At 55.9% G+C, this 24,635-nt stretch carries 21 protein-coding genes, 1 tRNA gene and 1 pseudogene; 10 read left to right on the forward strand and 13 right to left on the reverse strand.

Annotation, left to right across the window (positions count from 1 at the left end; all coding sequences use genetic code 11):
* From sufB to SE86_RS07655, 4 genes are all read right to left on the reverse strand, one after another.
* Positions 1-1,395 carry a Fe-S cluster assembly protein SufB gene (sufB, locus tag SE86_RS07640; RefSeq protein ID WP_117355215.1) on the reverse strand — a complete coding sequence of 465 codons (1,395 nt, stop codon included), beginning with the start codon at positions 1,393-1,395 and terminating at the stop codon, positions 1-3.
* Positions 1,396-1,442: 47 nt separating this feature from the next.
* The gene (gene sufC / locus SE86_RS07645) at positions 1,443-2,204 is read right to left on the reverse strand and encodes a Fe-S cluster assembly ATPase SufC (protein WP_117354953.1); all 762 of its coding nucleotides are present in this window, start codon (positions 2,202-2,204) and stop codon (positions 1,443-1,445) included.
* Between the two features lie 601 nt (positions 2,205-2,805).
* The gene (locus SE86_RS07650) at positions 2,806-5,220 is read right to left on the reverse strand and encodes a hypothetical protein (RefSeq protein WP_117354954.1); all 2,415 of its coding nucleotides are present in this window, start codon (positions 5,218-5,220) and stop codon (positions 2,806-2,808) included.
* Positions 5,221-5,385: 165 nt separating this feature from the next.
* Positions 5,386-6,639, reverse strand: a complete 1,254-nt coding sequence (locus SE86_RS07655; protein WP_158543159.1) for an IS200/IS605 family accessory protein TnpB-related protein — start codon at positions 6,637-6,639, stop codon at positions 5,386-5,388.
* 64 nt (positions 6,640-6,703) lie between these two features.
* Between SE86_RS07655 and SE86_RS08035 the strand changes: the two genes are divergently transcribed.
* Entirely contained in the window at positions 6,704-6,847 is a 144-nt protein-coding gene (locus SE86_RS08035) for a hypothetical protein (protein ID WP_158543160.1), read from the forward strand.
* A 51-nt stretch (positions 6,848-6,898) separates the two neighbouring features.
* A pseudogene (locus SE86_RS08360) lies at positions 6,899-7,048 on the forward strand (peptide chain release factor 1); the annotation flags it as partial.
* A 116-nt stretch (positions 7,049-7,164) separates the two neighbouring features.
* On the opposite strand, the gene SE86_RS07660 reads toward SE86_RS08360, so the two are convergent.
* A complete protein-coding gene (locus SE86_RS07660; protein ID WP_236747375.1) occupies positions 7,165-7,578 on the reverse strand; it encodes a HEPN domain-containing protein in 414 nt (137 codons plus the stop codon).
* Positions 7,579-7,797: 219 nt separating this feature from the next.
* Here SE86_RS07660 and SE86_RS07665 point away from each other — a divergent pair, with 219 nt between their 5' ends.
* Positions 7,798-9,408, forward strand: coding sequence for a radical SAM protein (locus SE86_RS07665; protein ID WP_117354957.1), 1,611 nt, complete (start codon positions 7,798-7,800; stop codon positions 9,406-9,408).
* 93 nt (positions 9,409-9,501) lie between these two features.
* Here the strand turns inward: SE86_RS07665 and SE86_RS07670 are convergent, their stop codons facing one another.
* Positions 9,502-11,061, reverse strand: coding sequence for an APC family permease (locus SE86_RS07670; protein ID WP_117354958.1), 1,560 nt, complete (start codon positions 11,059-11,061; stop codon positions 9,502-9,504).
* A gap of 235 nt (positions 11,062-11,296) precedes the next feature.
* On the opposite strand from SE86_RS07670, the gene SE86_RS07675 reads away from it, so the two are divergent.
* On the forward strand, positions 11,297-11,878 hold the full coding sequence (locus tag SE86_RS07675; protein WP_117354959.1) for a class II aldolase/adducin family protein: 582 nt from the start codon (positions 11,297-11,299) through the stop codon (positions 11,876-11,878).
* A 135-nt stretch (positions 11,879-12,013) separates the two neighbouring features.
* Here the strand turns inward: SE86_RS07675 and SE86_RS07680 are convergent, their stop codons facing one another.
* Complete coding sequence (locus tag SE86_RS07680) at positions 12,014-12,514, reverse strand: hypothetical protein (RefSeq protein ID WP_211096578.1); 501 nt, start codon at positions 12,512-12,514, stop codon at positions 12,014-12,016.
* A gap of 100 nt (positions 12,515-12,614) precedes the next feature.
* On the opposite strand from SE86_RS07680, the gene SE86_RS07685 reads away from it, so the two are divergent.
* The 6 genes from SE86_RS07685 to SE86_RS07710 all read left to right on the forward strand — a co-directional run bounded on the left by SE86_RS07685 (position 12,615) and on the right by SE86_RS07710 (position 18,754).
* The gene (locus SE86_RS07685) at positions 12,615-13,505 is read left to right on the forward strand and encodes a membrane dipeptidase (protein ID WP_117354961.1); all 891 of its coding nucleotides are present in this window, start codon (positions 12,615-12,617) and stop codon (positions 13,503-13,505) included.
* A 78-nt stretch (positions 13,506-13,583) separates the two neighbouring features.
* The gene (locus tag SE86_RS07690; protein WP_117354962.1) at positions 13,584-13,901 is read left to right on the forward strand and encodes a DUF424 family protein; all 318 of its coding nucleotides are present in this window, start codon (positions 13,584-13,586) and stop codon (positions 13,899-13,901) included.
* Between the two features lie 127 nt (positions 13,902-14,028).
* The gene (locus tag SE86_RS07695; RefSeq protein WP_174221351.1) at positions 14,029-14,835 is read left to right on the forward strand and encodes an electron transfer flavoprotein subunit beta/FixA family protein; all 807 of its coding nucleotides are present in this window, start codon (positions 14,029-14,031) and stop codon (positions 14,833-14,835) included.
* A gap of 12 nt (positions 14,836-14,847) precedes the next feature.
* Positions 14,848-15,756 (forward strand): electron transfer flavoprotein subunit alpha/FixB family protein, encoded by a 909-nt coding sequence (locus tag SE86_RS07700; protein ID WP_211096579.1) that lies wholly within the window; start codon positions 14,848-14,850, stop codon positions 15,754-15,756.
* 129 nt (positions 15,757-15,885) lie between these two features.
* On the forward strand, positions 15,886-17,799 hold the full coding sequence (locus SE86_RS07705; RefSeq protein WP_117354964.1) for a 2-oxoacid:ferredoxin oxidoreductase subunit alpha: 1,914 nt from the start codon (positions 15,886-15,888) through the stop codon (positions 17,797-17,799).
* Positions 17,789-18,754, forward strand: coding sequence for a 2-oxoacid:ferredoxin oxidoreductase subunit beta (locus SE86_RS07710; RefSeq protein ID WP_117354965.1), 966 nt, complete (start codon positions 17,789-17,791; stop codon positions 18,752-18,754). The genes SE86_RS07705 and SE86_RS07710 overlap by 11 nt, the downstream gene beginning before the upstream one ends.
* Positions 18,755-18,829: 75 nt before the next feature.
* On the opposite strand, the gene SE86_RS07715 is transcribed toward SE86_RS07710, so the two are convergent.
* From SE86_RS07715 to SE86_RS07740, 6 genes are all read right to left on the reverse strand, one after another.
* Positions 18,830-19,678 carry a DMT family transporter gene (locus SE86_RS07715; RefSeq protein WP_117354966.1) on the reverse strand — a complete coding sequence of 283 codons (849 nt, stop codon included), beginning with the start codon at positions 19,676-19,678 and terminating at the stop codon, positions 18,830-18,832.
* 5 nt (positions 19,679-19,683) lie between these two features.
* The gene (locus tag SE86_RS07720) at positions 19,684-20,115 is read right to left on the reverse strand and encodes a DUF296 domain-containing protein (protein WP_117354967.1); all 432 of its coding nucleotides are present in this window, start codon (positions 20,113-20,115) and stop codon (positions 19,684-19,686) included.
* Between the two features lie 51 nt (positions 20,116-20,166).
* Positions 20,167-22,068, reverse strand: coding sequence for an aldehyde ferredoxin oxidoreductase family protein (locus SE86_RS07725; RefSeq protein ID WP_117354968.1), 1,902 nt, complete (start codon positions 22,066-22,068; stop codon positions 20,167-20,169).
* Positions 22,055-22,573: a 4Fe-4S dicluster domain-containing protein gene (locus SE86_RS07730; protein WP_117354969.1), complete on the reverse strand. Its 519-nt coding sequence runs from the start codon at positions 22,571-22,573 to the stop codon at positions 22,055-22,057. The genes SE86_RS07725 and SE86_RS07730 overlap by 14 nt, the downstream gene beginning before the upstream one ends.
* Before the next feature lie 133 nt (positions 22,574-22,706).
* Positions 22,707-22,785, reverse strand: a tRNA-Gly gene (locus SE86_RS07735).
* A gap of 50 nt (positions 22,786-22,835) precedes the next feature.
* A complete protein-coding gene (locus tag SE86_RS07740; RefSeq protein ID WP_211096580.1) occupies positions 22,836-24,308 on the reverse strand; it encodes a radical SAM protein in 1,473 nt (490 codons plus the stop codon).
* Between the last annotated feature and the right edge of the window lie 327 nt (positions 24,309-24,635).

Here is a 24,635-nt window from a genome sequence, read left to right on the forward strand (position 1 = left end):
TCACCCGACGCTGCCGAGCTGGCTGAACTCAAGCTCTATGACCTTCGTCAGTATGCTGACTGTCTCCAGTGGAAGGTTGCGCAGCACGTCCCTTATGAAGCCGTTAACTATCATTGCCTTGGCCTCGCCCTCAGTTATGCCCCTTGAGGCCAGGTAGAAGAGCTGGTCCTCGCCGAGCCTTCCGACAGTGGCCTCGTGGGTCACCTCAGCAGTTGGTTCATCGACCTCATTCCTTGGGAGGGTGTAGGCCCTGCTGTCCTTATCCATTATCAGGCTGTCGCACTGCACGTGGGAGACGCTGCCCTTAGCTCCCTTCAGGACCTTTACAAGGCCCCTGTACGCAGCGACGCCGCCGCCGGAGCTTATGCTCTTGGAGATTATCAGGCTCCTCGTCTCCGGGGCCGCGTGTATTGCCTTTGAGCCCACGTCCTTTATCTTGGAGGGGCCGTTCGCTATGCCTATAGATATGTTCTTAGTCGAGGCGCCCCTGCCCTTAAGTACAGTGGATGGGTACGTGAACGTGACCCTGCTGCCTATGCTGCCCTCAACCCACTCAACGTTGGCATAGTCCTCAGCTATGGCCCTTTTGTTATTGAAGTTAACTATGCTGCCGCTCCAGTTCTGTATGGTGGTGAAGTGGACCTCAGACCTACTCTTGGCATAGATCTCAACCATGCCGTCGTGGAAGCTGAACTTGGTGAGAACAGGCGCCGCGCACCCCTCTATGAAGTGCATGAAGCTACCCTCGTCGGCTACCAGTAGCGTGTGCTCAAACTGGCCCTCAAGCTCGCTGCCTATAAGGAAGAAGGCCTCAACTGGGTTCATGATCTTTGCGCCCTTTGGGACGTACACAAAGGCGCCGCCGCTCCACAGGGCGTAGTGGAGGGCCGCGAACTTGTGGTCAGCGTAGGGGAACACCCTGCCAAAGTACTCCTTTACTAGGTCTGGGTACTTCTTGACGGCCTCATCCATTGACACGAATATTACATTCTTCTTCGTCAGCTCCTCCTTAACCTTGGTTATTATGTTCTCGCTATCAAACACCGCTGTGAGTCCTGAGAGAACCTTGGCCTCGGCCTCGGGCAGGCCGAGCTTCTGATAGACGTCCTTCATCCAGTCTGGCAGATTCTCCCAATTATTAGTGCTCTCTGCCTTGGGCCTCACGTACGCTGCTACCTCATCGAGGTCTATACTCTCAACGCCCTCAAGCCAGTTGGGCATTGGGAGCCTCTCAAAGGTCTCAAGGGCCTTAAGCCTCAGAAGCCTCATCCACTCAGGCTCCCCCTTAGACTTCGATATCTCCTCCACCAGGTCCCTCGATATTCTACCCCTTACCTCTATCTCCTTGGGGTACTGCATCGACCTGCCGAGCAGGGAGCCAGCGTCGAATTGCATGACCTCCTTGAGCTCCTTCTCCCTCAGCAGCTTCACGGGCTCCGTCGTCACTGCTCACCCCTCACCTGCAGGTGCTCATAGCCCCTGCTCAGCACTTCCTCCACCAGCTCAGGGCCGCCTGAGGCGACCACCCTTCCGCCCATGAGGACGTAGGCCCTCGTTGGGTTGATGAACTTGGTTATCTCGGCATGGTGAGTTATTATAAGTGCCCCGACGCCCTCAGAGGTTATAGAAGCTATTGCGCCCCCTATGATTCTTATCCCGTCAACGTCAAGGCCGCTGTCAGGCTCATCGAATATAACGTACTTGGGCCTGAGCGCCATGACCTGAAGGACCTCTGACCTCTTTCTCTCACCCCCGCTGAAGTTCACGTTGATGTCCCTGCCAAGCAGGTCGGCTGAGACTCCGAGCTTGGTTGCCTCCTGCCTAACCCATGATATGAACTTGGGGTCGACATAGGTGAGGTCGAAGCCTTTCACTTTCTTGGCGTTTATGACGTTAAGCAAGTAGTCAAGCTTAACCCCAGGCACCTCAACAGGGTTTTGGAAGGCGAGCGTGAGTCCCATGAGGGCGCGCTCGTAGGTGGGCGCCTGGGTTATGTCAGTGTTATCCATAACTATCCTGCCACCGACGACCCTATAGCTCGGGTGGCCCATGAGGGCGTAAGCAAGTGTTGTTTTGCCGCTCCCGTTGGGACCCATTAGAACTACGGCCTCCCCTCTCTCCACTCTCATGCTGACGCCCTTCAGTATCTCCTTGCTGTCAACGCTCACTCTGAGGTCCTGGACCTCTATAGGCAATTTGATCACTCAGGCCTTTAACGCGCGTTAAAGTTTATAAGCGACAGTCCGTAACATTTTTACATATCTATTCGTTATTTTTAATCACTTCTAATCCCTTAACGCTGTTAAGCAGGCTGAGGCTGTGTGCCTAATCAATTTTTATGAGCTTTTACGCTGACTTTAAGTCGGAGGGCGCCACCGTGAAGTCGATGAGCAGTCGCGAGGCGGAGGAGGGCGCCCAGTGAAACTCCCCACGTCGTGGCTGGGAGCTGTGCTCCCTAACCTAGGCGCGGGGAGGAGGAGGAGTATGAGGCCGAGCGGCTAATAGCCGCGAGAGGTGACTATTAGTCACGATGAAGGCCGAACTCTAAGCTCGTTCTCCTCCAAGTAAGCCTTCGAGTAGGCTCTTAGCCTTGCCACGCTGTTCTATATGCTTTTCTTTGCATTAATTAGGTACATCTGGGCTTTCACTAGGTCATCCAGCAACTGTTGCCTAGAGTCTTAGAGTCCCTGGGCTGCGACTTCTTTCAAAACAACCTCGGCAAATTAGCAGCACATAAAGATGCGCTGCGGTCAAAAGTTAAATCAATTTGGGCCCAAAAGCCGAAGGACAAAACATTATTCGGCCTTAAATGGCTCCTGCCCACTTATAGAGGAATACTACAACGCTATAGAAGTACGTCACGTTGGAGCCTGCCGGGCTCCACGCATAGGGCACGGAGATGAACACCTTCACTGGCTGGTAGTACGGCAGCGGGCTGGGTGGGGTTATGGGCTCCGGCACCAGGGAGCCCGTGGTGGGGTCGACGTACTGCACCGCCGCTGGGGTGAAGGAGGTCGCGTTAATGAGGAACTTGGCGCCAGTTCCGAAGTAGCCATATTTGTTTAGCACGCTGATGCCGTACATCATGAGGTCATATATTGCGGTGTGAAGGGTTAAACTGACGTTAGACCCAGGACCTCCAACAAACGCTGGGAACTGGTAAAATTCGTAGTTGCCCTCGGTAGTAACTGAGGTGTAGTTGGAGAAGAAGGGGCTGCCAGTGTAGGGGTTAACTCTAAGGGCTATCCTTAACATTTGATAGGATTTGGCAATGTCACCGAGCCCATAAGTTATGGCATAAACCCCTGCCTGAGGGTTAACGGGGTACACGTTAGGATATGGGAACATCATCACGCCGTGGGTTTCATTATTGTAAATGCCAACGAACACGTCGTAGGTTATTAGGTAGGTGTCGTTTGGCACAAGTCTCATCATCTCAAGGTAGGCGGGGCTCTGGTTCACGGGGGCCGTGAACGCGTTAGCTACTAGCCCTATCTGGGTTCCGTTAATTGTGGAGCCGTCAACTACGGTTGTCCTGTTGCCTAACGCGGCTATCCAGTAGCCATAGTCCCACCACGACACTAATATAGAGTTCTTTGACGTGTTATACTTAACATAGTTGAGGGCCGCTAACCAAGCGTTGTTAAGCGGCACTATAATTTTGCTAGCACCGTTAGGCGTGGGCACCGAGAGCGCCGTCAGCCAGCCGGCGGTTACCGCGGGCGCATCTAACTTCAGCGCAGCGTAATCCTCAGGAATGTAATAGGCTGCAAACCCAAGAATTACTATAGCCAATATAACCCCTGCCGCGAGCGCTGAGGTTTCCCTCTTATAGTAGGTGCGCCTTAACTTCTTGTCAAAGTAACTTACGTGCATGGACGTCAAGGCCCCTATGGAAGTCCCTGCTGACAGCGCCAAGAAGAAGGCGGCGGAGGGTATGAAGTAGGCCTCGTTTATGCTGGCCACCATAAAGAGCACGCCGAGAACTAAGAACGCAACCCTTAAGGTGTCAGTACTGCTTAGCCTCTCCCCTCTTGCAACAATGTCGTAAATGAACGCTATCAATCCTATGAGCGTCACGAAGAAAACAGGCCCATACTCAGCCATAGCCTCTGAGAACGATATGGGCATGTACTCCTGCACCGTGAGCGGCACTACGCCTGTCAGCGGCCTTATTCCAAGCGATAACAGCACCCTTGAGGGCAATGATATTATGCCTGACATCGCGGCCGCCGCGAGAAGCCCCACGCCTAGGATTACGACCCACAGGTGCATCTTCCTTGTAAATGTGCCTGTGAGGTGCAGCCTTTCTAGGTGCAGCTTCTCAACATTAGCCTCTAGGAAGTAAACCACGAGAACAGCCAGAAGGGCTAGACCTAGACTATGATAAACATAAGTAGGCCCCACCGCGGGTGACGTTGAAAGCGCTGCAAGGTAGCCAACGGCTGCGGCCAGGTGCTTATAGAACCTGTCCATAGCGGGTTTCACAATGAAGGGGTCCAATAATATTATAACTGCCAGTATTAGTGCAACATATTCATATCCTCCCCACAGCCACGCAAGGGAGCCCCCTATTATGCCGCCCACCAATGCAGCTACAATGGATCTAGTCCTTGAACTGGAAGTGTAAGCTATGGCAAGGAAGTAGAGCGATAGCGCTATTATGCCAAGGCCTGAGACCTGCTTGCCTGGGTATGTCGCAAAAGACTTGTCAAGCACTATAGCAGGGTAAAAGGCGTAGACTGATGCCGCGGATATCGCTCCCAGCTTTGATCTGGTAGCACTGTAGACGGCCATGTATGTAGCTGCTATCCCTACTACAGAGAATATGACTGGCAGAAGGCCCTCAGCCTCGGTTATGAAAGACTGGCCCTTGCCTAGAAGCTTAGTTATGAATGCCGAGAGCCATGGAATGCCGAGGTACTCAGTCTTCAGGAAGTTCCTTCCCCAGGGATACCAGAATGTGTCAACGTGAGACAGCTGGGAAAGGCCTCCTAGGTTGTGTGTGTAGAAGTAATTAGCTAGCCAATAGAATATCCAAGGGTCATTGCCGTTGACATACTTAAAGCCATAGATTAGGCCTGGCAGAAGCCTTAAGTAAGTACTAGCTATTATCATGGCCAGCAGGGCAGCTATTGACACAGGAAGTGAAAACCTTTCTATGGCGTCTATAAAAGATGCCTCATTATGAGTCCTTGAGCCGCTGTCCCTTCTAGACATTACACTACCCAAAGCACTTTTATGGGTGCAAGCACTATATACTTTACTTACCCACGTCTGAATAACATAAAAGAAAAAGAGCAAATAATAGGAAAGGCCTTATAGGCTCTGCCTTAACTCTAAAACGAAGAGGAACCCATGATCGAGGACTTAGAGAAGAAGCTGCTAGTCAATAAGCGAACGCTCTAGGAAGCCATAAATGAGCTTAGGCAGTGGGGGGTTCAGCTCCCATACAGGTTCATGTTGCCTTACGGTCATCGCCTCATCCCTGTTCCCCCGCACCCCGCTCGGGCTTTCATCGGGCTTGGGGGCGCTCAGGGCCACCCCAGGGGCCCCACATCTTGAGTGCACAGACACGTACCTCCTGTATATGTTTATCGTAGCAATGACGTCCCTGTCGCCCTCAAGGCCGCACCTTGGGCACCTCGAGGACGTCCCTCGGGGGTCTACCTTAGCGACCTGTAGGCCTCTTTCCTTTGCCTCATATTCTACGCAGAACTGGGCCCTCCTGTAGAACCAAAGCGCAAGCCTCTTGTTAAAGTCCCTGCCCCTCTTCTTGTCCTCCCTCAGGCCGTTAAGGTCCTCGAGGACTACCGCAGAGCGGTATCTCAACGCCAGCTCAGCAATTAAGTCCCCCGCCTTGTGAGTGTAATCCCACGAGATGTTCTTAATCCTCTCGCCGTGCCTCTCAACAGCTCTCCTTACGCCCTTGGTGAACCTCCACGACCTAGGGTACCTCCTCTGTATCCTCTCAGCCCATATCCTGTGTGTCAGAGCCTTCCTGAGAGGCGTCCTGAGCCTCTTCAACCTGATCAGCTTGCCGTTAAGCGTGAACACGGCAAGAGTTATGTTGTCAAAGTTCAGGTCAACGGACATAACTGTCCTGGGCTCCGCTGGCTTAACGCCCCTCCTGAAGTATACTGTGACCCAGAGCCCATCCCTGTCGTACTTTATCGCCAGCTCGTAGTTCTCCCAGCCCCTGAACTTCTCAGCCCTCTCCTTAGGCGCTATCAGCCTTAGCCTGGCCTCACGCCCTCTGTGAAGCTTCAGCGTCAAGGTCATATCATCCAGGTCCAGCCTGTAGTCGTACCTGTCTAACCTGGCCGTTAGCCTCCTAAGAGTTGGCCTCCTGTCGCCGTTGCCCTTAGCTGACTTCACAACGCTCTTAGCGTAAACGTATATCTCCTTGGCGTGGTGCGCCCTGAAGCCAGTGGAGACGAGGTCTTTGTAGAACAGCTTGTGCAGCGTTTTTATGGAGAGCCTATCGCTGGTGCCCCAGGTCCTGTCCACTACCGTCTGAACAGCATCACGGTAAAGCCTCAGGAACTCAAGGAGGTCATCACTGCCGCCCTCGGGAAGGGCCCTCACTCTCAGGGTCTCGACGAGTGCGGGCCCTTCACCCCTCACTGGGCAGCTCACCCACATAACCATATGATAGAAAAACTTATAAGCTTTTCTATCAACTCTAGCTTTTGATGATAGCATGGCTAAGTTCATATACGTCGAGAGCACGGTGATAAAGTACAGGGGCGGGACCGTGGTCCTTTACCCGCTGGCTAAGTACCAGCCTGAGGTGAGGCCTCTGCACGGCAGGAAGGTGCACGTGATAATAATAGCGGAGGAGTGACGTTATTCTCTATAAACCTATATGAAAGTTAAAACAGTTACGTAGGGCGTTCCAGCCACACTATTGCTAAGCCTTTACGTACCTCCTAGCAGACCCATAAGCTATATAAAGACGCTCAGGGAGGGACTCTCCTTGGCTGATAACATAAAGCTTAAGCGAACTCTAAACGCCGTGAAGAGAGCTATCGCTGCTGCCAACGAGGGCCGTGGTCCCGCAGATGGGGGCCCGCGCCGCTGGGCTTGACGGCCGCTCATGAAACTGTAGGAGCCGTGAGCCCCTGCGGCAAGAGGTAGTGGTCCCTGGGCGCTCGAGCGAGCTTAAAACGATGAGAGTGAGCGCCTAGGGATAAACAGCCTGGAGGGTGAGCCAAGAGCTCTTCTTGCGTATTCGATTATTGCTTTTGCGCACTCCAGCGCCTTCCTAGCGTCCTCTTCCGTGGCGTCGCTGGCCTCATAGCCTCCTGGAAGCTCGTCGCTGCAGGCGTCGTCACAGGCCTTGCTGGTAAGTATGTTAAGCGAGTCCAAGATGCCAAGGCACGTAGCGAGCTGGGAGTCCCTCGGGGCGCCTCTCTTAACAGCCTCAGCATAGGCATCCCTTAGGCTGTGCGATGAGCCTGCCCCAAGCATAGCTAGGGACGATAAGGCCGCCTGCCTGGACTCATAGCATGAGACCCCGTAGAGGCCAGCCCTCAAGTGCCTTTCAGCGGACCTTATGAGGTCCTCACTGTACATCACCAAGCCCCCTATCCTTGGCTAAGGGCGTACGAAGAGGAGGAAAAAGCCTTTCCCTGGTGGCGGGCCTGACGTGGCGCCTGCGTTTTTAGTTAGAGTTTATGGAACCGCAGGCCCAGGCGCGCCTTAGGCTACATTATTCCACTGTCCCGCCATAAGTATAGCTCTAGGCCAAATTATTTAAGTTGGCATCCAATATATGCTGCAGAGGTGTATTGATTGCAGGGAGGCGCCAAGGTAGTACTTACGTCAGAGGGTGCGACTGCCAGCGACACTCTGGGCGCGAGCGTCGCTGGTTTCATCAGCGCCTTGCCTGACAGCTACATAAAGCCCCTGATAGCCAAGCTGTATTTCAGGGTCAAATCTAAGGACGGGGTCGCCCTCAGGGCGCCCTACGGGCTCTCAAAGGTCGAGGCCTCGCTCGTGGCAAAGGGGGTTGTGAGCAGGGACGAGGTAGTTATAGCGAACCCCCATGAGCTTGACAAGGTAATAGGCCCCAACACGAGAGTCCTCGGAATTTATGTCATGGATCCCCTGGGCCTCAGCTACGGGAGCGGCATAACCTACTGGATCGTCAGGCTCGCGGGCCTCCCATATTCTGGGATACCATTCATAGCAAGGTCCTTCCTCGAGATCTTCACAGACCCAGCGGTGAAGGCCCACAGGAGCCACATGAAGATAGTGGTCGGGGGGCCCGCGACGTGGCAGCTTACAGACACAGGCTATTACAGAAAGCTCGGCGTAGACCTGGTTTACGAGGGCGAGTTCGAGAGCCTAGGCCCCTCAGTCTTCAGAAAGCTCCTTGCTGGGGAGTCGCTGCCCCCGATAGTCTCGGCGCCCCCGGCCAAGCTGGAGGACATACCGACGATACTTACCCCCTCGAACGGCGGCCTCGTGGAGGTCACGAGGGGCTGCGGCAGGGGCTGCGCCTTCTGCACGCCTAACCTCAGCGGCGCCATTAAGTCTCTCCCGTTCGAGGGGCACATAGACAAGGAGATAAGGCTGAACGTTGAGAAGGGAGGAATTAAGGACATAAACCTTCACAGCGAGGAGTTCTTCAGGTATGGGGCCAAGGGCATAGAGCCTGACCCTGAGAAGGTCATAGGGCTCACAAGGAAGGCCTACAAGCTTGTGAAGTCGTACGGCGATGACTACACTATATCAACAGACTTCACCACCGCCGCGGTAGTCGTCTATAAGCCGAAGATGGTTGAGGAGGTCGCCCAGTACATAAACGAGGGAGGGAGGAGGACCTTCATAGAGATGGGCATAGAGACAGGGTCGCCAAGGCTGCTGAAGAAGCTCATGCCAGGCAAGGCGCTCCCGTACACGCCAGAGCAGTACCCAGAGGTAGTTGAGCAGGGCATAGGCATACTTAACGACAACGGCTGGGTCGTGGTTGGCACCATGATAGTCAACCTGCCTGGCGAGACGGAGGACGACATAGTCCATGACCTGGAGCTTCTCGACAGGATCAAGAAGCTGAGGGTGATACCGTTCCCGCTCCCCTTCATACCAATGGGAGCCCTGAGGCACACCTACTTCACGCTGTTAGACAGGATGATACTTGATCCTGTGAGGGGTCGGTTCATAATCGAGGCCCTTAGCAAGGCCTTCAGCGAGGCCGCAGCAGACATAGATATGGCTGTTGAGAAGATGGAGAACCCATTCGCCAAGGCAATAATAGGTAGGCTCGGCAATGCTTTGACCTCCATGCTAGTTAGGCGTTACGAGGAGGCTATGAGGGAGCTTTCATCGAGGAGGCTGAAGGCACCGGAGCCAAGCGAGGGCTACGCGACGTTGAGCGCTTTAACAAATATTAAATTATGAAAGGGAACATCTGTTATGGCATGGTGAGTCCTCTTTCAACTTCCTTAATACGAAGATAAGGAGAAACGCAGTATCTGAGAAGCTGGAGGGACTTCACGAGGAGCTCGCAGTGAGGACTCCCCACGGAAGGAACACCGCGACAGAAACTACAGCTACAATGATACTTGCTGGTATGAAGCCTATAACTGAGAGTGCGCCGTCGCTGCCTATGTAGGTCATGAGGACTATGAACCCAATGTACGCCAGGTACCATAGGGAGTTTACAAGGCCTCCCTTAACTTTGAACGCAGCGCCGAAGATCAAGGCGCCGGCAAGCCCTATAGCTACCGCGTAGGGCACCGCAGGCCAGCCGCTCCAGAACGATATAAGTGAAGCGCTGACAAACGCCAGCGCTGCCCATACCCATGAGCCTGGTATTCTGTACTCCTTAGGTATAAGGTTCTTCCTGTGGCCTGCAAGCATTGATGCAGGAAGTGTTGCAAACGCCAGGTAGCCGCCCACGACAGCGTCCTCAAGCATGGCATATATAGTCGGCACGGGAGCTGTCAGGAAGGTTAGCACGGCGGCAACTATGGCGAACACCACGAGGGCCCAGTAGGGGATGGCATAAGACTCGCTTATTTCATTAAGTTTCTTTGGCATATAGCCTGACCTGGCCATAGAGAACAGCACCCTAACCCCGCTGCCCAGGTATATGTAGCCTGTGACGAAGGGGCCCAGTATGGCTACTATTAAAGTTAAGTAGAGCGCTAGCGAGGACCTGACAGCGTTCGCAAGGTCAACGAAGGGGTTCCCAGGCAAGTTGCTCACTGCCGTCCAGTTACCAGGCGCTATGCCAAGTGAGCTCCACTTTAACCCACCAATGAAGACAACGCTGAACAGTATGTAGATAAGGGTCTGGCCCAGAACGGTGAACAGTATGGCCTTCCCTAGGAACGACTTGTCTTTTACCTCCTCAGCGAAGTCAGGTATAACCCTTATGCCTCCGAATGCAAACATGGCGAGGGGTATAGCGAGGAAGACGCCGCTGAACCCAAAAGGCATGAAGCCTCCCTTAACAGCCGTGAAGTTCCTGAAGTCGAAGAACGCGAAAGCAAGGGCCAGGGCCGCGACAACATAAATGAGTAGCTTTATAACACCAGCGAAGGCCGTGGTCCTGCCAAAAGCCTTCACGCCGAAGTAGTTGAATGGCACAAAGGCCAGCAGGAGCAGGGTTCCCACAATGGCGCCCTGTAGGGTTGGAGTAGTCGTGTGCGGAACTATTAGTGACGGGAATATGTATGAGAGGCCCTCAACAGTGGCTAACGCCTCTATCGGAGGTATAAAGATGTACCAAACTAAATTCATAAACGACGATAACAGGTTTAACGTGTTGCCGTGCGTGTAGAGGGGGTACCTGGCCGGCCCTCCAGCCTCAGGCCAGGTGAGGGCCAGCTCTATTAGAGGTATTGAAACGAAAGTATAGAATATGGCGCCAAGAACCCATGCTACGACTAGGCTGGGCCCCGCCTCAACCGCCATCTGGGCTGGCGCAAAAAGCACGCCTGTCCCCACGGCGCCCACTATTCCAGCTATCAGTATCTCAAGGAAGGAGAGCTCCCTCCTTAGGGACCTGTTTGCTATATGCGTCACCCCCGGATCGAATATTATCATTTATTGATAATCCATCTTTGGAGGTACTAATATGTGTACACAACATCTACATATATTGCAGCTTGTTGCCCTTAATGGGCTCACAGGAAGCTCCTTAATCTTAACATACGGAGGGTATGCTAAGAGCGCTTTATGAAGAGGAAGGATGTTACTTAGCGATACATTATGAAGTTTGTAAGCTCGCCTTAACGGTTTTAACTCAGTTGTAGTAATCCCGGTGAACGGGTTATAGAAGTTGAGGTTTAACGAGGAAGCCATGGAGGCCGTTGCGGACGTTATGAGGCTCCTTTATCAGAGGGGGCTAGTGCAGGTAAAAGGGGGCAACGTTAGTGTCTTAGATAAGTCATCAGGGCTCGTTTACATAACCCCTACAGGGGTTCCGAGGCATCAACTTAAGGCCGATGACATAGCGGTTATGTCTATCGACGGAAGCGTGATAGTTGGAACCCCGAGCAGCGAGTTCAGGATGCACTTAGATATTTACCGTTCTATACCATCAGCTGTGAGCGTCGTGCACGCTCACCCACCTAAGGTAATAGCGCTCTACGAGCTTGGATCAAAGCTAGACCTCTCCATGACTACAGAGGCCAGGGCTAGGGTTAATTGCGTCAGCGAGGTGCCGTACGTAAAGCCCGGCACCCAGGAGCTGGCGACCGCGGTGAGCGACGCACTTAAGCAGTGCCAGGCCGCCGCGCTCAGAGGCCACGGCATAGTTGCCTACTCATCGCGCGACGTGTATGAAGCGCTTGATATCGTGGAGGCCTTGAGCGACCTAGCAGAGGTTCAGCTGTACGCAGGTCTAATAGCCAGAAAGTGAACGGGGCATTAGCATTAAGGTGGATGTTATGTTATAGACGTTACATAAATCAGAGTAGCGACGACTTATGCCAATACCTAAATGTTTACATAGCAAAAACCTCGCCCTTCGGGGCGTGGAGGAGATCAGGTATACTCAGCCTCCTGGCGTTCCATGATATATAGCGTCGCGCCAGATGGCGTCCCATATCTCCTGCTCGCTTAGGGTTATGTTCTTTATTATGGCGTTGTATATCTGCTGCAGGAGGGCGTGGTGGAAGCTCTCATCCCTGAGAAGCATGTCAACTAGGAAGCTGAGGACAGCGTCAGACTTAATTATGGGGTCCTCCTTAAGCCTCTGGAGCTCTTCTATGCTCTCCTTCTCCATGGCCACGTGGGATTCAAGGTCCTTGAGGACGGCTGAGGACTCCGCCTGATCTATTACGCTGCTGCCGATCAATATAGCGGCCATGGTCTCATAGATTTTCGAGTGCTTCACGGAGTCCTGGGACACGGCGTCAACTATTAGCCTGACTACGGCGTTCTGGGACCTATCCGAGGTTGCCCTCAGCCTGTCCGCATACTCAAGCTCCCTCTTGGCCTCGTTCTTGAAGTACTCGGCGAGCCTCTTCCTCGCCTCAAAGCTCTGCAGCGACATATCTCTCACACGGGTAATTAAGGGCCCCGAGGCCAGATATAAGGCTCTCATCAAGAAAAGGTAAATACTGTTACGTTGGTCCTTAGCTGGGCCTGAGAACGTGAAGCTCTTTGACCTGCACGAGGACATAGGGTACTGGCACTCCAGGGGTTTTGACTTCGTCTCAGGGCAGGGGCCCACGAGCCTTGAGAAGCTCTCCTCGCTCGGCGACGTGGCCGTGGTGGCCATGATATTTCCGGCCACAGGCAGGGGCAGGTATGACTTAACGCTTAACGTGCTCCTCAGCCAGCTTAAGTACTTCCTCTCGCTTGAGCGCGAGGGCAAGGTTAAGATAGTCAGGAGCGCGGGCGACCTCGACAGGCCAGGGGTCAAGCTCATAATAGGCCTTGAGGGCACTGACGCCCTGAGCGATGCCTACGACCTCCTCTGGCTCTTCAACGCTGGCCTCAGGGTGATAGCGCCCACCTGGAACTACAACACTAAGTTCGCGGCGTCCTGCACATCAAAGAAGGACTACGGCCTCACGGACCAGGGCGAGGAGCTGGTCAGGCTTGCCAACGAGCTGGGCGTGGTCATAGACGTCTCGCACTCCTCAAGGCAGACGACCTTGGACGTGGCGTCCATAAGCAAGAGGCCTGTGATAGCGACCCACAGCAACGCAATGGCCTTAAAGCAGCACTACAGGAACCTTGACGACGAGGAGATAGAGGGCATAGTTAGGACCGGCGGGGTCATAGGGGTCACGAGCATACCTGGAACTCTCCCGTCAGACGACGTAAAGGGCATCGCGTCTGTGGCGAACTACATAGGCGAGAGGTTTGGCTGGGACCATGTGGCGCTCGGCACGGACTTCCTGGGACTTGACAGGTACCCGCAGGGCTTCTCAGACCTCGCAAACGTTAGCGACTTAGCATCCCTCCTGGGCGTCCACGCTGACGGGGTGCTCTGGGGCAACGCCCTGAGAGTCTTCAGGAGCGCGCTGCCTCACTGAGCTTGTCACTTCTTCTCTGGCTTGAGTAAATCAAACGTTATTTAGGCCTCATCCTTGACGTCTAACCAGTGATGGGGATTGGGGAGTAAGCTCGCGTATAACATGATAAGAACCAACTCAGGCAACATACTTGCAGTGGCAGACGCCGAGCTGTTAAACAAGAGGTTCACAGGCCAGGGCGGGGCAGTCTTAGATGTTAACGAGGAGTTCTTTGGGGACAAGGTAGGGGACGAGGAGGACGTGGTTAGGTTCATTGAAGAGGCAGACATAATAGTCCTTGTGGGCAAGAGGTCCGTTGGCTTGGGCAACAGGCTTGGCCTGGTGAGCCCTGGCTCCGAGCTTGTGATAGGCGGCGTACCTTACGTTCAGGTCTTCAAGTCATTCATGCAGGCCTAAGTTTAGCCTTTTGTAGTGCGCCCCTTGGTGCCCTGGCCTTCAAATAAGGCAGCGGCCGAACTGCTATATGCAGGCTACGTGGCCTGACTTTTTAGCTGGCCTAATCAAAGGTTAGGGGGCGAGCGAAGTGGGCGACATAGTGGTCTTACTGAAGCCTGCCCTGAACCCAGAGATGATAAGGGGGACGCAGGACGGCAGCGTGGACTTTGACTATATGCCACTGAAGCTCTCTGACATAGACAGGAACGCAGTGGAGGAGGCCGTCATGTTGAGGGACCAGTACTTCAAGGGCTCGAAGATATACTCTATAAGCGTCGTCACGTGGGGACCAGCCTCCAAGAGGGACAAGGACGTGAAGATGGCTGTCCAGGAGGGCCTGGCCAAGGGCGTCGACGAGGCCTACATAGTGGAGGATGACTCAATAGTGCCGGGCGACCCAGTGACCACGGCGTCTGCTATAGTGGCCGTGATCAGGAAGTTCGGCCTAAAGCCGGACCTCATACTTGCAGGCGAGGCGACAATAGACGGCTTCTCGGGGCAGGTGGCTGGCAGGGTCGCTGTCAAGCTAGGCCTCCCCTACGTGAGCTTCGCCAGGAAGGTCGAGTTAAAGGGCAACTCCATTGTGGCTGAGAGAGACGTGGAGGACTATGTTGAGGTCGTTGAAGCCCCGTTGCCGGCGGTGGTGAGCGTCACGAGGGAGATAAACGCGCCCAGGCCGCCTACGCTAGTTCAGATAAGGATGGCCTCGAGGAAGCCACAGCACATGGTCAAGCTAAGCGACCTTGAGGGCGTCGTGACGCCTAAGAGGAGGCTGGCCGCAGCGAGGGTGCTCGCTGTCAAGAGGAAGCAGATGATAATAGAGGGCAAGACGCCTGAGGAGACCGCCGACAAGCTGCTGGACGCCCTGGCCTCAGAGGGCGTTATAAAGGCTTAGGGGGTGGCGGTGATGCCGACCTCAATGGTGGTTGGGAGCTCCGAGGACGATATTGCTGAGGCCCTCACCGTTGCCAGGCAGCTAGGCGACGCTGTGATTGTAGCATATGGAAACGTTAACACAGGCTCCCTGGCAGAGTACGGCCACAAGGTCTACCACGTGAAGGCTGATGACCCAGAGTCCGTGTTCCTTGCGGTGAAGCAGGTTTATGATGAGGTCAAGCCGTCCCTCGTTGTTGCCCCCACCAACAAGAATCTCAAGGACGCCCTCTCAAGGCTCTCGGGCCTCTACGACCTCCCAATGGCAACCGAGGTCTTCAACGTTAAGGTCTCAGGGAGCTCCGCCTCCTACACGCGCGGCTTCCTGAGCGGCAGGGCCCTCGAGGATGACCAGGTTCCGCTGCCCGCGGTGCTACTTATAGCTGCGAGGAAGGTCCCCAGGGCCCAGAAGTCACAGGCCAAGGGGGAGGTAGTTGAGCTACAGGCAAGCCCCGCAGTTAAGATTATCGAGAGGAGGCCAAAGGAGAGGGGAGGGGTAAACATAGAAACGGCGGAGCTTATAGTGAGCGTTGGCCGCGGCTTCAGGAGCAAGGAGGACCTCAAGCTAGCCTTCGAGCTGGCTGAGGCCCTGGGGGCCCAGATAGGGTGCTCAAGGCCCATAGCTGCTGACCTCAAGTGGCTCGGCGAGGACCACTGGGTAGGCCTCAGCGGCCACAAGGTGGCGCCCAGGCTCTACGTTGCTATAGGCATAAGCGGCGCCCCGCAGCACCTTGCGGGCATAACAGACGCCAAGGTAGTGGTGGCCATAAACAACGACAAGAGCGCGCCCATATTCAAGAACTGCGACTACGGCGTCGTCGCTGACCTATACCAGTTCGTCCCAGTCCTCACCAAGAGGGTCAAGGAGAGGCTGCACAGGTAAGGTGGACACAACTTATAATACTTTTCTCTAAAAATATTTTTGATAGATTATTTAAAAATAAGAGAAAGAAAAATACATACACTGGCGTAAAAGTCTTTTAGACAAACCTAAAATGCTGAGTGTGAGCAAATGGCGCTTAAGGAGGTTCACCTGCTGCTGGGCGGCCCGCAGGGGGCCGGCGTCGAGACGAGCGCCTCGGTGCTAACAGCCTCCCTGGCGGGCCTAGGCTACGGCGTTATGTCAGACAGGGAGTACTACTCAAACATAGTCGGCAGACACTCATATGTCCACTTCACGATATCAGCAGCGTCATTCCCCCGTAGCTTAACGTACCCCGTGGAGCTGATTGGTGCCATGGACGCTGAGTCCGTGCTGACGCACTTCCATGAGATTGCAAAGGGAGGGGCCCTAGTTTATGATGTTGGCGTAGAGAAGACGAGGACTGTGCAGGTCATCAGCATGGAGCCCGAGGTCAGGGAGAGGGTGGAGGCGAGGCTGAAGGAGCAGGGAGTCGACCTGACAGTGGCGGGCGCCGTCGAGGCCGCCAAGAAGATGGGCGCAAACGCGGTGCCGCTCGACTTCAGGGGCATGCTCGAGGAGGCCAGGAAGAAGCTGGGCGTCAGCAGCGTTGAGGTGCAGCGCTACAGGAACAGCATACTGTTGGGCGCAGCCGCCGCCATCCTGGGCCTTGATCCGGATGTCATAAGGAGCGGCCTCAGCGTGAGGTTCAAGGGCAAACAGAAGGTAGTCGACGCCAACATGGCTGTAGTTAGCCTGGCCATGGAGGGGGTGCCCAAGGGCCTCAGGGGCTCTGCGAGGCTGGAGGACCCGAGCCTGGACGTCGAGGAGATGATAAGCGCTAGCGGCAACGACGTTATAGGCATGGCGAAGATAGTGGGGGGCGTCAGGTACCAGTCATACTACCCAATAACGCCAGCCTCCGACGAGTCCGTCTTCATAGAGGCCCACCAGGCCCTGAGCGTTGAGGGCAAGCCAGTTGGCTCGGTTGTTGTCTTCCAGACGGAGGATGAGCTGGCAGCGATAAACTCAGCTATAGGGGCGGCGCTGACGGGCGTCAGGGCTGCCACTGCAACAAGCGGGCCTGGGTTCAGCCTCATGGCCGAGGGCCTCGGCTGGGCTGGCCACAATGAGGTGCCGCTGCTCATAACGTTCTACCAGAGGGGAGGCCCAAGCACTGGGCAGCCCACCAGGGGGGAGCAGGCCGACCTCCTGTTCTCACTGTTCGCCAGCCACGGCGAGTTCCCGAGGATAGTCATGGCGAGCGGCGACATAGAGGAGGCTTTCTATGACACTATCAAGGCGCTCAACTGGGCCGAGGAGTTTCAGGTACCAGTCATACACCTGGTCGACAAGTACATGGCTAATGTCATATCGTCCATGAGGGTCCCTGACCCGTCAAAGGTTAAGATCAGCAGGGGCAAGCTGCTGTTGAAGGCCTCAGGGCCCATGAAGAGGTTTGACCTAAGCGACCCCATAAGCCCTAGGCCTACAATAGGCTCTGGTGCTATCACGTGGTACACGGGCGACGAGCACAACGAGTGGGGGCACATATCAGAGGACCCGATAAACAGGGTCAGGATGTACGACAAGAGGATGAAGAAGCTTGAGATCATGGAACAGGAGATACCGCCAGAGGAGAGGGCAGTCTACTACGGCGATGACAACGCTGACTTCCTCCTGGTAGGCTGGGGCTTCGTGAAAGGCGTGGCCTTGGATGCCCTCGAGGAGCTGAGGGCCCAGGGCCACAGGGGGGCGTACCTTCACTTGAAGGTCTTCACCCCGTTCCCCTCGAAGTACGTGGCTGGCATACTCTCGAAGTTTGACCCAAGTAGGGTGATAGACGTGGAGCATAACTACATTGGCCAGGCGGCCAGGGTGATAACCATGAACACTGGGTTTGAGGTCTCCAGGTTCATACTCAAGTACACGGGGAGACCCATGTACAGGATGGAGCTAGTCGATGCCGTGAAAAGGATTCTTGGCGGTAAGAGCATGAGGGAGGTGTTGACCTATGGCGAGTGAGGCTGCGTATAAGACTAACGTTTGGGTTGACTGGTGCCCCGCCTGCGGCAACTTCGGCATACTTACAGCAATGCAGAGGGCTCTGGCGGAGCTGAAGATACCGCCTGATAAGGTAGTTGACGTCTCAGGCATAGGGTGCAGTGGCAAGACATCGCACTTCCTAAACGTTAATGGAATCCATAACCTGCACGGCAGGTCTATACCTTACGCAGAGGGCGTAAAGCTCGCAAACCCTGAGCTCACGGTAATTGTGAACGGCGGCGACGGCGACCTGCTGGGTATAGGCATGGGCCACTTCGTGGCCCTGGGCAGGAGGAACCTGGACGTAAAGGTGATAATACATGACAACCAGGTCTACGGGCTGACTAAGGGGCAGGCCTCGCCCACCCTCAGGGCGGGGCAGAAGGTCAAGTCAATGCCTCTGCCTAACATGCAGGACTGGGTCAACCCGATTTCCGTTGCCCTGGCGAGCGGCTACACGTTCGTGGCCAGGGCCTACGCCCTCTGGATCGATGATCTGAAGGAGATAATAAAGGCCGCAATAAAGCACAGGGGGGCAGCCGTCGTAGACGTCCTACAGCCGTGCCCGACCTGGAACGACATCTACACGCCGGACTTCTACAAGCAGAGGCTCTACAAGCTTGACAGCGAGAAGGACTGGGACCCATACGTGAGGAACCCTGACCCTAAGGAGGCGGCCGAGAAGCTGTCAAAGGCCTTCGCGAAGGCCCAGGAGTGGGGCGACAGGATACCGGTAGGCATATTCTACGTCAACCCGCACGTGGAGAGCTTTGTAGATAACGTAAGCAAGGTCAACCCGTTCTACAATACCATGCCCCCCGCCAGCAACATAATAGCTAAGGAGGACGGGACGCCGGTCATAGACATGCCAACGCTGAGGGCAGTGTTCAGGGACTACGTAGTTGGGGTCTCAAGGAAGCCAAAGAGCCCTTAGCATAGCAATAGGGCCTACCTTTAACGCCTTTTTCTTTTATTACATGATTATTAGGTCTTCGGCTCTGCTGCCACGCTAGAGGAGGCCTGAGACTAGTGCCACGCCTAAGAAGGCTAGGACTGCGGCGGCCCAGTGCCTCACAAGGGGGTGCTTCCCGGCCTCCTCCGAGGCCTCGTAAAGTATTGCCGTGGCCGCTATGGGCCTGAGGTTCTGAAGAGGGGTCACTACGTCAACGTTAAGGGATGTAAGCGCCAGGTACCTCAGGAGCTGTCCAAGCGCTGCAGCCACCCCCATTATTGAGACGTACTTCGCGCTCTGACCTCTGACCAGCCTAAGGTTTGCCCTTGGACCGAGCGCGGCGAGCCCTGATATGTAGGCTATGATGACGCCGAGTCCAGGGCTACCTCCGAGCTCCTCACCTACCTTTATTATAGCCACCGAGGACGCTATGACAAGGCCTGTGGAGAGGCCTATGGCCACGCCCGAGGGGCTGTAGTCCCCACGCCTCCAGCCCGAGGCCATGTAGACCGCTAGCATTATGGCAGCTATGCCTAGAAGGTCGCTTATGGTCACCCTCTCCCCGAGGAGCAGGCTCATAACTGCTGAGAACGCAGCACTAGTGCTTGTCATGACGCTTGCCCCACTTGAAGAGAGCCTCCTGGTGGCCATGTACATCAGGGTTCTGCCGACACTAAAGTTCAGGATCCCCGCAACAACAAAGACGGCTGCGGAGGCCGGCGTCACCCTAAGGCCTCCAGAGAGTGGCAGGAGCGCTATCAGAAGTGGGAGGCCCAGCAGGAGCGTCGAGAACGACAGTAGGGCTGGGTCAGCGTTCTCAAACTTAAGCTTCGCCACCGAGTCGTGGACCCCAAAGACTAGGCCCACGGAGACTGCCATGACAAGTGCTATGACCCTTGATATCAATGCGCTCACGCAGTCAGGGCAGGAAGCCCTAGTGATTGGTCTGGCAGCCTCCTTAGGGTGCCGGAGGCGCTGACTATGAAGACCTCTACCAGCGGGCTAACGACGCCCTTGATTAGGTGGCCTGAGACCGGCTGGTGGTTTGGCAGCGAGGCAGTCACATGTATGTGGGGCGACGGGTCCCCCTTCTCGTCTAGGGCCACGCTGCCTATGGCTGAGGTGAGCTCTATGGTCTCGCCCTCGCCAGCATCAAAGCTTTGGACGTCATATTTTCCCACCTTATAGACTCCCATCTCCAGGTGCTTCAGGCCTCCAATAGCTACTACGAGGCCGCCGCTTATTGAGTACTTCCTGGAGAGGTTCTTTATGGACTCAAGCAGCTCCTCCCCGGGGTGAAGCCTTGCAACTACCAGGGAGGAGGGCGCAAGGCTTACCTCCACGGGACCTTCACCTGAGCGAGCCCTTTACCCTGGCGGCAATTAATGTATTACCTAATCCTCGAGCTTTACCCCCCTGGCCTCTAGGTCCCTGGCCACCTCATCGAGGCCCAGCCTTGATAGGGTTGACCTTCTTGGCACGCCGTCCATTGTCCAACCTCTTACTTGATAGTACTCATCCAACATGACGTCAAGCTCTATTACATGTCCCTTGGCCGGCCCGCTTCTCAGCGGCTCCTCTAAGAACCTCTTCGGCAGCCTGTCATGGGGCCTCCTCACGCCCTCCCTTACAAGGTAGGCCCTCTCTATGTTAACTATTCTCATGCCGGCCTCCCTCATCTCGCCTTCGGTGACGTGAATTCCAGTGATAGCCGTGTAGGCCCTGGCGGCCATCTCAAAATCAAGTATTAGCATGTTCTCTGCAGTGTTCTTGCACGACTCGAACGAGTCCACGATTGCGTTGAGATCCTCAAAGTAGTTTATCAGCTTGCCCTTCCCCTTAACGCCTAGCCTCATAGCGGCCTCAGGCTCCCCAAACATCTTCCTGCCAAGCTCAGGGTCATCCTCCACTTCAACGAAGGGCTCTGACCTGAGGTGGTCGGCGCCCCTGCTGGCCACAGCGAAGCCAAGGCCATAGCCCTTGAGAGCCCTTGGGTCTGCTTGTATCATCTCTAGCCCCTTGACGTGGAACGCTATGTCCTTGCCCTTGTTTAATATCTCAGAGGCCCTCTTGACCCCTTCACCAAGGACCTTGCCTATGCCCCTCCTATAGGCTATCATATCTACTAGCTCCTCTATGGTATCGGGGTTGCCCCACTCCAGCTTCACCCCTGCGTCCTCGTCGGTTATCTCACCACGCTGCCTCAGCTCCATGAGCCACGCTATGGCCTCGCTCGTGGTTATGGCGTCCATGCCGTAGTCCGCCACTTTGAGTATTATCTTGAGCGCCCTGTCAAGGTTCCTGTTGCCCACCCTAACTGTGAAGCCGCCGAGAGGCTCGTACTCGGGGCCCTCGCCCATGAGGCCCGCAAGCGGCCCCCTCTTTATCATAAAAAACCTCGCGCAGGGCAGGGCGCAGCCCGCAGAACACGCCCTCACCTTAACGTTGTACTCCCTGGCTAGCCTCTCGCCGCTGACCTCATAGGCATAGTCGACCACCGGTTCCTGGAAGTGCCTTCCCGGAAGGAAGCCGAGCCTCTGGCCGGCCATTAACACCCTCGACGTGCCCATTATCCTCCTTGGCCAGTACTGTGGGTTCTCATAGATCCTGCGAAGCATTTCATCTATGACCCTTAGTAGTTCGTCAACGTCTTCAGCCTCAACGTAGCCGTCCCCCCTCACAGCAATGGCTTTGACGTTCTTAGAGGCCAAAACTGTTCCCATGCCGGTCCTGCCGGCGGCCCTGTAGATGTTGAAGAAAACTCCAGCGAACTTAACAAAATTTTCGGCTGCGGGCCCAACGGCGCCTACCTGGACCCTCTGATCTCCGAGGTCGTGCCTTATAGCTTCGTGGGTCTGTGACACTGTGAGCCCCCAGAGGCCCTCAGCATCCATGAACTCGACGCCGGACTCCGTGATATACAGGTACACGGGCCTGTCGCTCCTGCCCTCTAAGATCAGCTGATCATAGCCAGCAAACTTCATCTCCTCTGAGAAATGCGTGCCAGCGTTTGAGTCGCCTAAGAGGCCTGTTAAGGGCGAGCGAGAGGTGACGTTAAGCCTTGACCCAAGGCCGTGGGGAAAGCCAACCAGGGGCCCCGTCGCTATCATTAGCTTGTTCTCAGGCCCTAGCGGGTCAACGCCCGGCGGGACCTCCCAGTATAGTCTGTAAACGTTGAGCCCCCTGCCGCCTATGAATGCCTTTGCCAGCGAGGGGTCGAGCTCCTCTGCCCTGTATGTCCTGTGGGTGAGGTCTACCCTGAGCACCCTGCCACCATAGCCCTTAAGCCTCGTCAACGTCAACACCCAACCCTTCCGCTAACTTCTTGAGCTCACCTATGGCGAAGGCCTCAGCGGTGTTGCGGGGCTTCACCTTTACGTTAGTGACCCTTGAGAGCGACAGCGCGTTAGTCGGGCACCTGGCGACACACATGGGCTCCCCGCCGCACAGGTCACAGATGAGGGGGTAACGGGCCTCCCTGGGCTCCATCCTTGCGGCGCCGTAGGGGCAGACCTCGCTGCAGACCCTGCAGCCTATGCACTTGCCCTTGTCTAGGTTTACTTCGCCGAGCTTGCCTTTGCTCAGCGCGCCCGTGGGGCACAGCTCGACGCAGGGAGCCGGCTCGCACTGCTGGCACACGACGGGGTAGTCAAAGCCTAGGCGCTCATAGGTTATTACTGATATCCTTGAGAGGGACCTCGAGAATACGCCTTCATGCTCGTAGGAGCACCAGAGCTCACATATGTTGCAGCCGACGCACTTGGAGGGATCCACAACTATGTGAATCCCTTTAGACTCCATTGGCTCAAGGTCTCACCACTGCGGTGGCCCGTGGCCTTCGCTATTTTAAGGGCTCATATATATGCGTCATAACTTTATGCACGGCTTTAGCCAACTATCGCTATGCTAGGGGTGCAATCATAAATGTGTAAGGTGGTGCGGCGGCCGGGATTTGAACCCGGGACCTTCGGCTTGGGGGGCCGACGTCCTAGACCAGGCTAGACGACCGCCGCACCATGTTAGACTAATGTGAAGGGCTTTAAAGCGTTCCCTTGAATGAGGCCTAGGCCGCCTCAGCCCTAAGCTCCTCCGCAGCCTCAGGCACCTCCCTCAGGTAGGCCTCAAGCCTCGCCCTCAGGGCGTCCTCGCCCACCGGCCCCCTGACGTGGCTCCATGGCAGGGGCGACCTCCTCGGCCTCACGGCTGCCAGCAGCATGCCCTCAGCTGCCCGCCTCCTCCACGCCCCCCTGCCGCCCCCCTCCGCCGCGGTCTCGGCTATGTACTTCAGCGTACCCCTGTCGCCCAGCGAGATCGACGCCTGGACGAGGGCAAGGAACGGGTCGTAGCTGCTGAAGCTAGCGTGAGGGGCTAGGGACTCCAAGAGCTTGAGCCTCCTGTTAAGCTCCTCCTCCCCCTTCATGGGGAGCCACTGGAGGGGCGTCTGGGGCTTTATGACGAGCGGGTTGACGCTGAGCTCAACCCTGGCCAGGGACGCTATCCTCTTTACGAGGCCCGCAGCCTCGCTTATGTCGTCCTCCCTCTCCCCGGGGATCCCGACCATCATGTACAGCTTAACCGTCATGTTGTGCCTGCCCGCGGCCTCAGCGACCCTTATGAAGTCCTCGTCCCTCGAGGCCTTGCCTAGGGCCACGCGCAGCCTCTGGGAGGTCTCGGGCGCCAGGGTAACGGTCCTCTGGCCCATAGAGGCTACGAGGTCTATTGACTCCTCGTCCAACAACTCCGCCCTGAGGGACGGCAGCGAAAACTCGACGCCCTCCTTGGACAGCGACCTTAGTATGTCCTTAAACCACGGGCTGGCGTTTATAGTGAGCCCTACCATGGCGACCCTCAGGCGATACCTGCTGTAAAGCGACTTAGCCTCACTGACAACGTCCTCGGGCCTTCTGGGCCTGAAGGGCTTGGTGAGGTAGGAGTCCATGCAGAAGGCACACGAGAAGGGGCAGCCCCTGGCCACCTCCACAGCTAAGGTGAATGCCGCCTCAGGCGCCATTATCCTCCTCACGTCACCCGGCGGCACCTCGCTCGCCGAGGCGACCTCAACCTCGTGGGGGCCCAGGGAGGGCACGTAGACGCCCCTGGAGGGCTCCAGAGGGGCGTCCTCGTTGAGGACGCTTTCAAGCCAGCCAAGCGAGGGCTCAAGGTCGCCAAGTATTATTGCGTCAGATATGTCGGCTATTGGCTCAGGGTTAGCCGTGGGCGCCGGGCCACCGACTATCATCTTTGGCCTCCTCCTCTCGCTTGACTTAAGGCTGACCCCTGAGCCCATCAGGGCCCTTGCAATGTTGACGTAGTCCAGCTCATAGTGAACCGGCACAACAAGGTAGTCAAAGGCCCTCAGGGGCGTGCCGCCCTCAAGGCCCCTCAGCTGAACCGGGCCACCCGAGGCGCTAGGCATGACGAGCCTCTCAAGGTACACGTTCTCCATGTCGTTGAGGAGGAAGTAGAGCCTGTGGTAAACGAGAGACGACATAGCGATCTCGTAGGTTGAGGGGTAGAGGAGCCCTACCCTTGTCATGCCTTTCCTATACTTCTTGTGTATTGTGCCTTCCTCGCTTACGGCCCTCATTAACGTCCAGGGAGCCCGTGGGGCCCAAGGTTAATAACTGTTGGTTCACCTTGTTGGAGGCTTCGCCCTTTAGGGCGGGGAGGATATGAGCATTTATAAGCTCTTTGCCCAAACCTTGCCATGGAGTTGGGCGCGGGCGAGCTTAGCAGGCTGTGAGCCCGCGCCTCCCCGAGGCTGACGGCGGGGCCTGAAGTGGTGATGCCGCACCCATGGGCCTGAAAGGTTATGAGAAGGCCCCAGTGGGCGTAGAGCCCTCGCCCTCAGGGCGGGGAGCCG

The organism is Acidilobus sp. 7A (genome assembly GCF_003431325.1).
Lineage (GTDB): Archaea > Thermoproteota > Thermoprotei_A > Sulfolobales > Acidilobaceae > Acidilobus.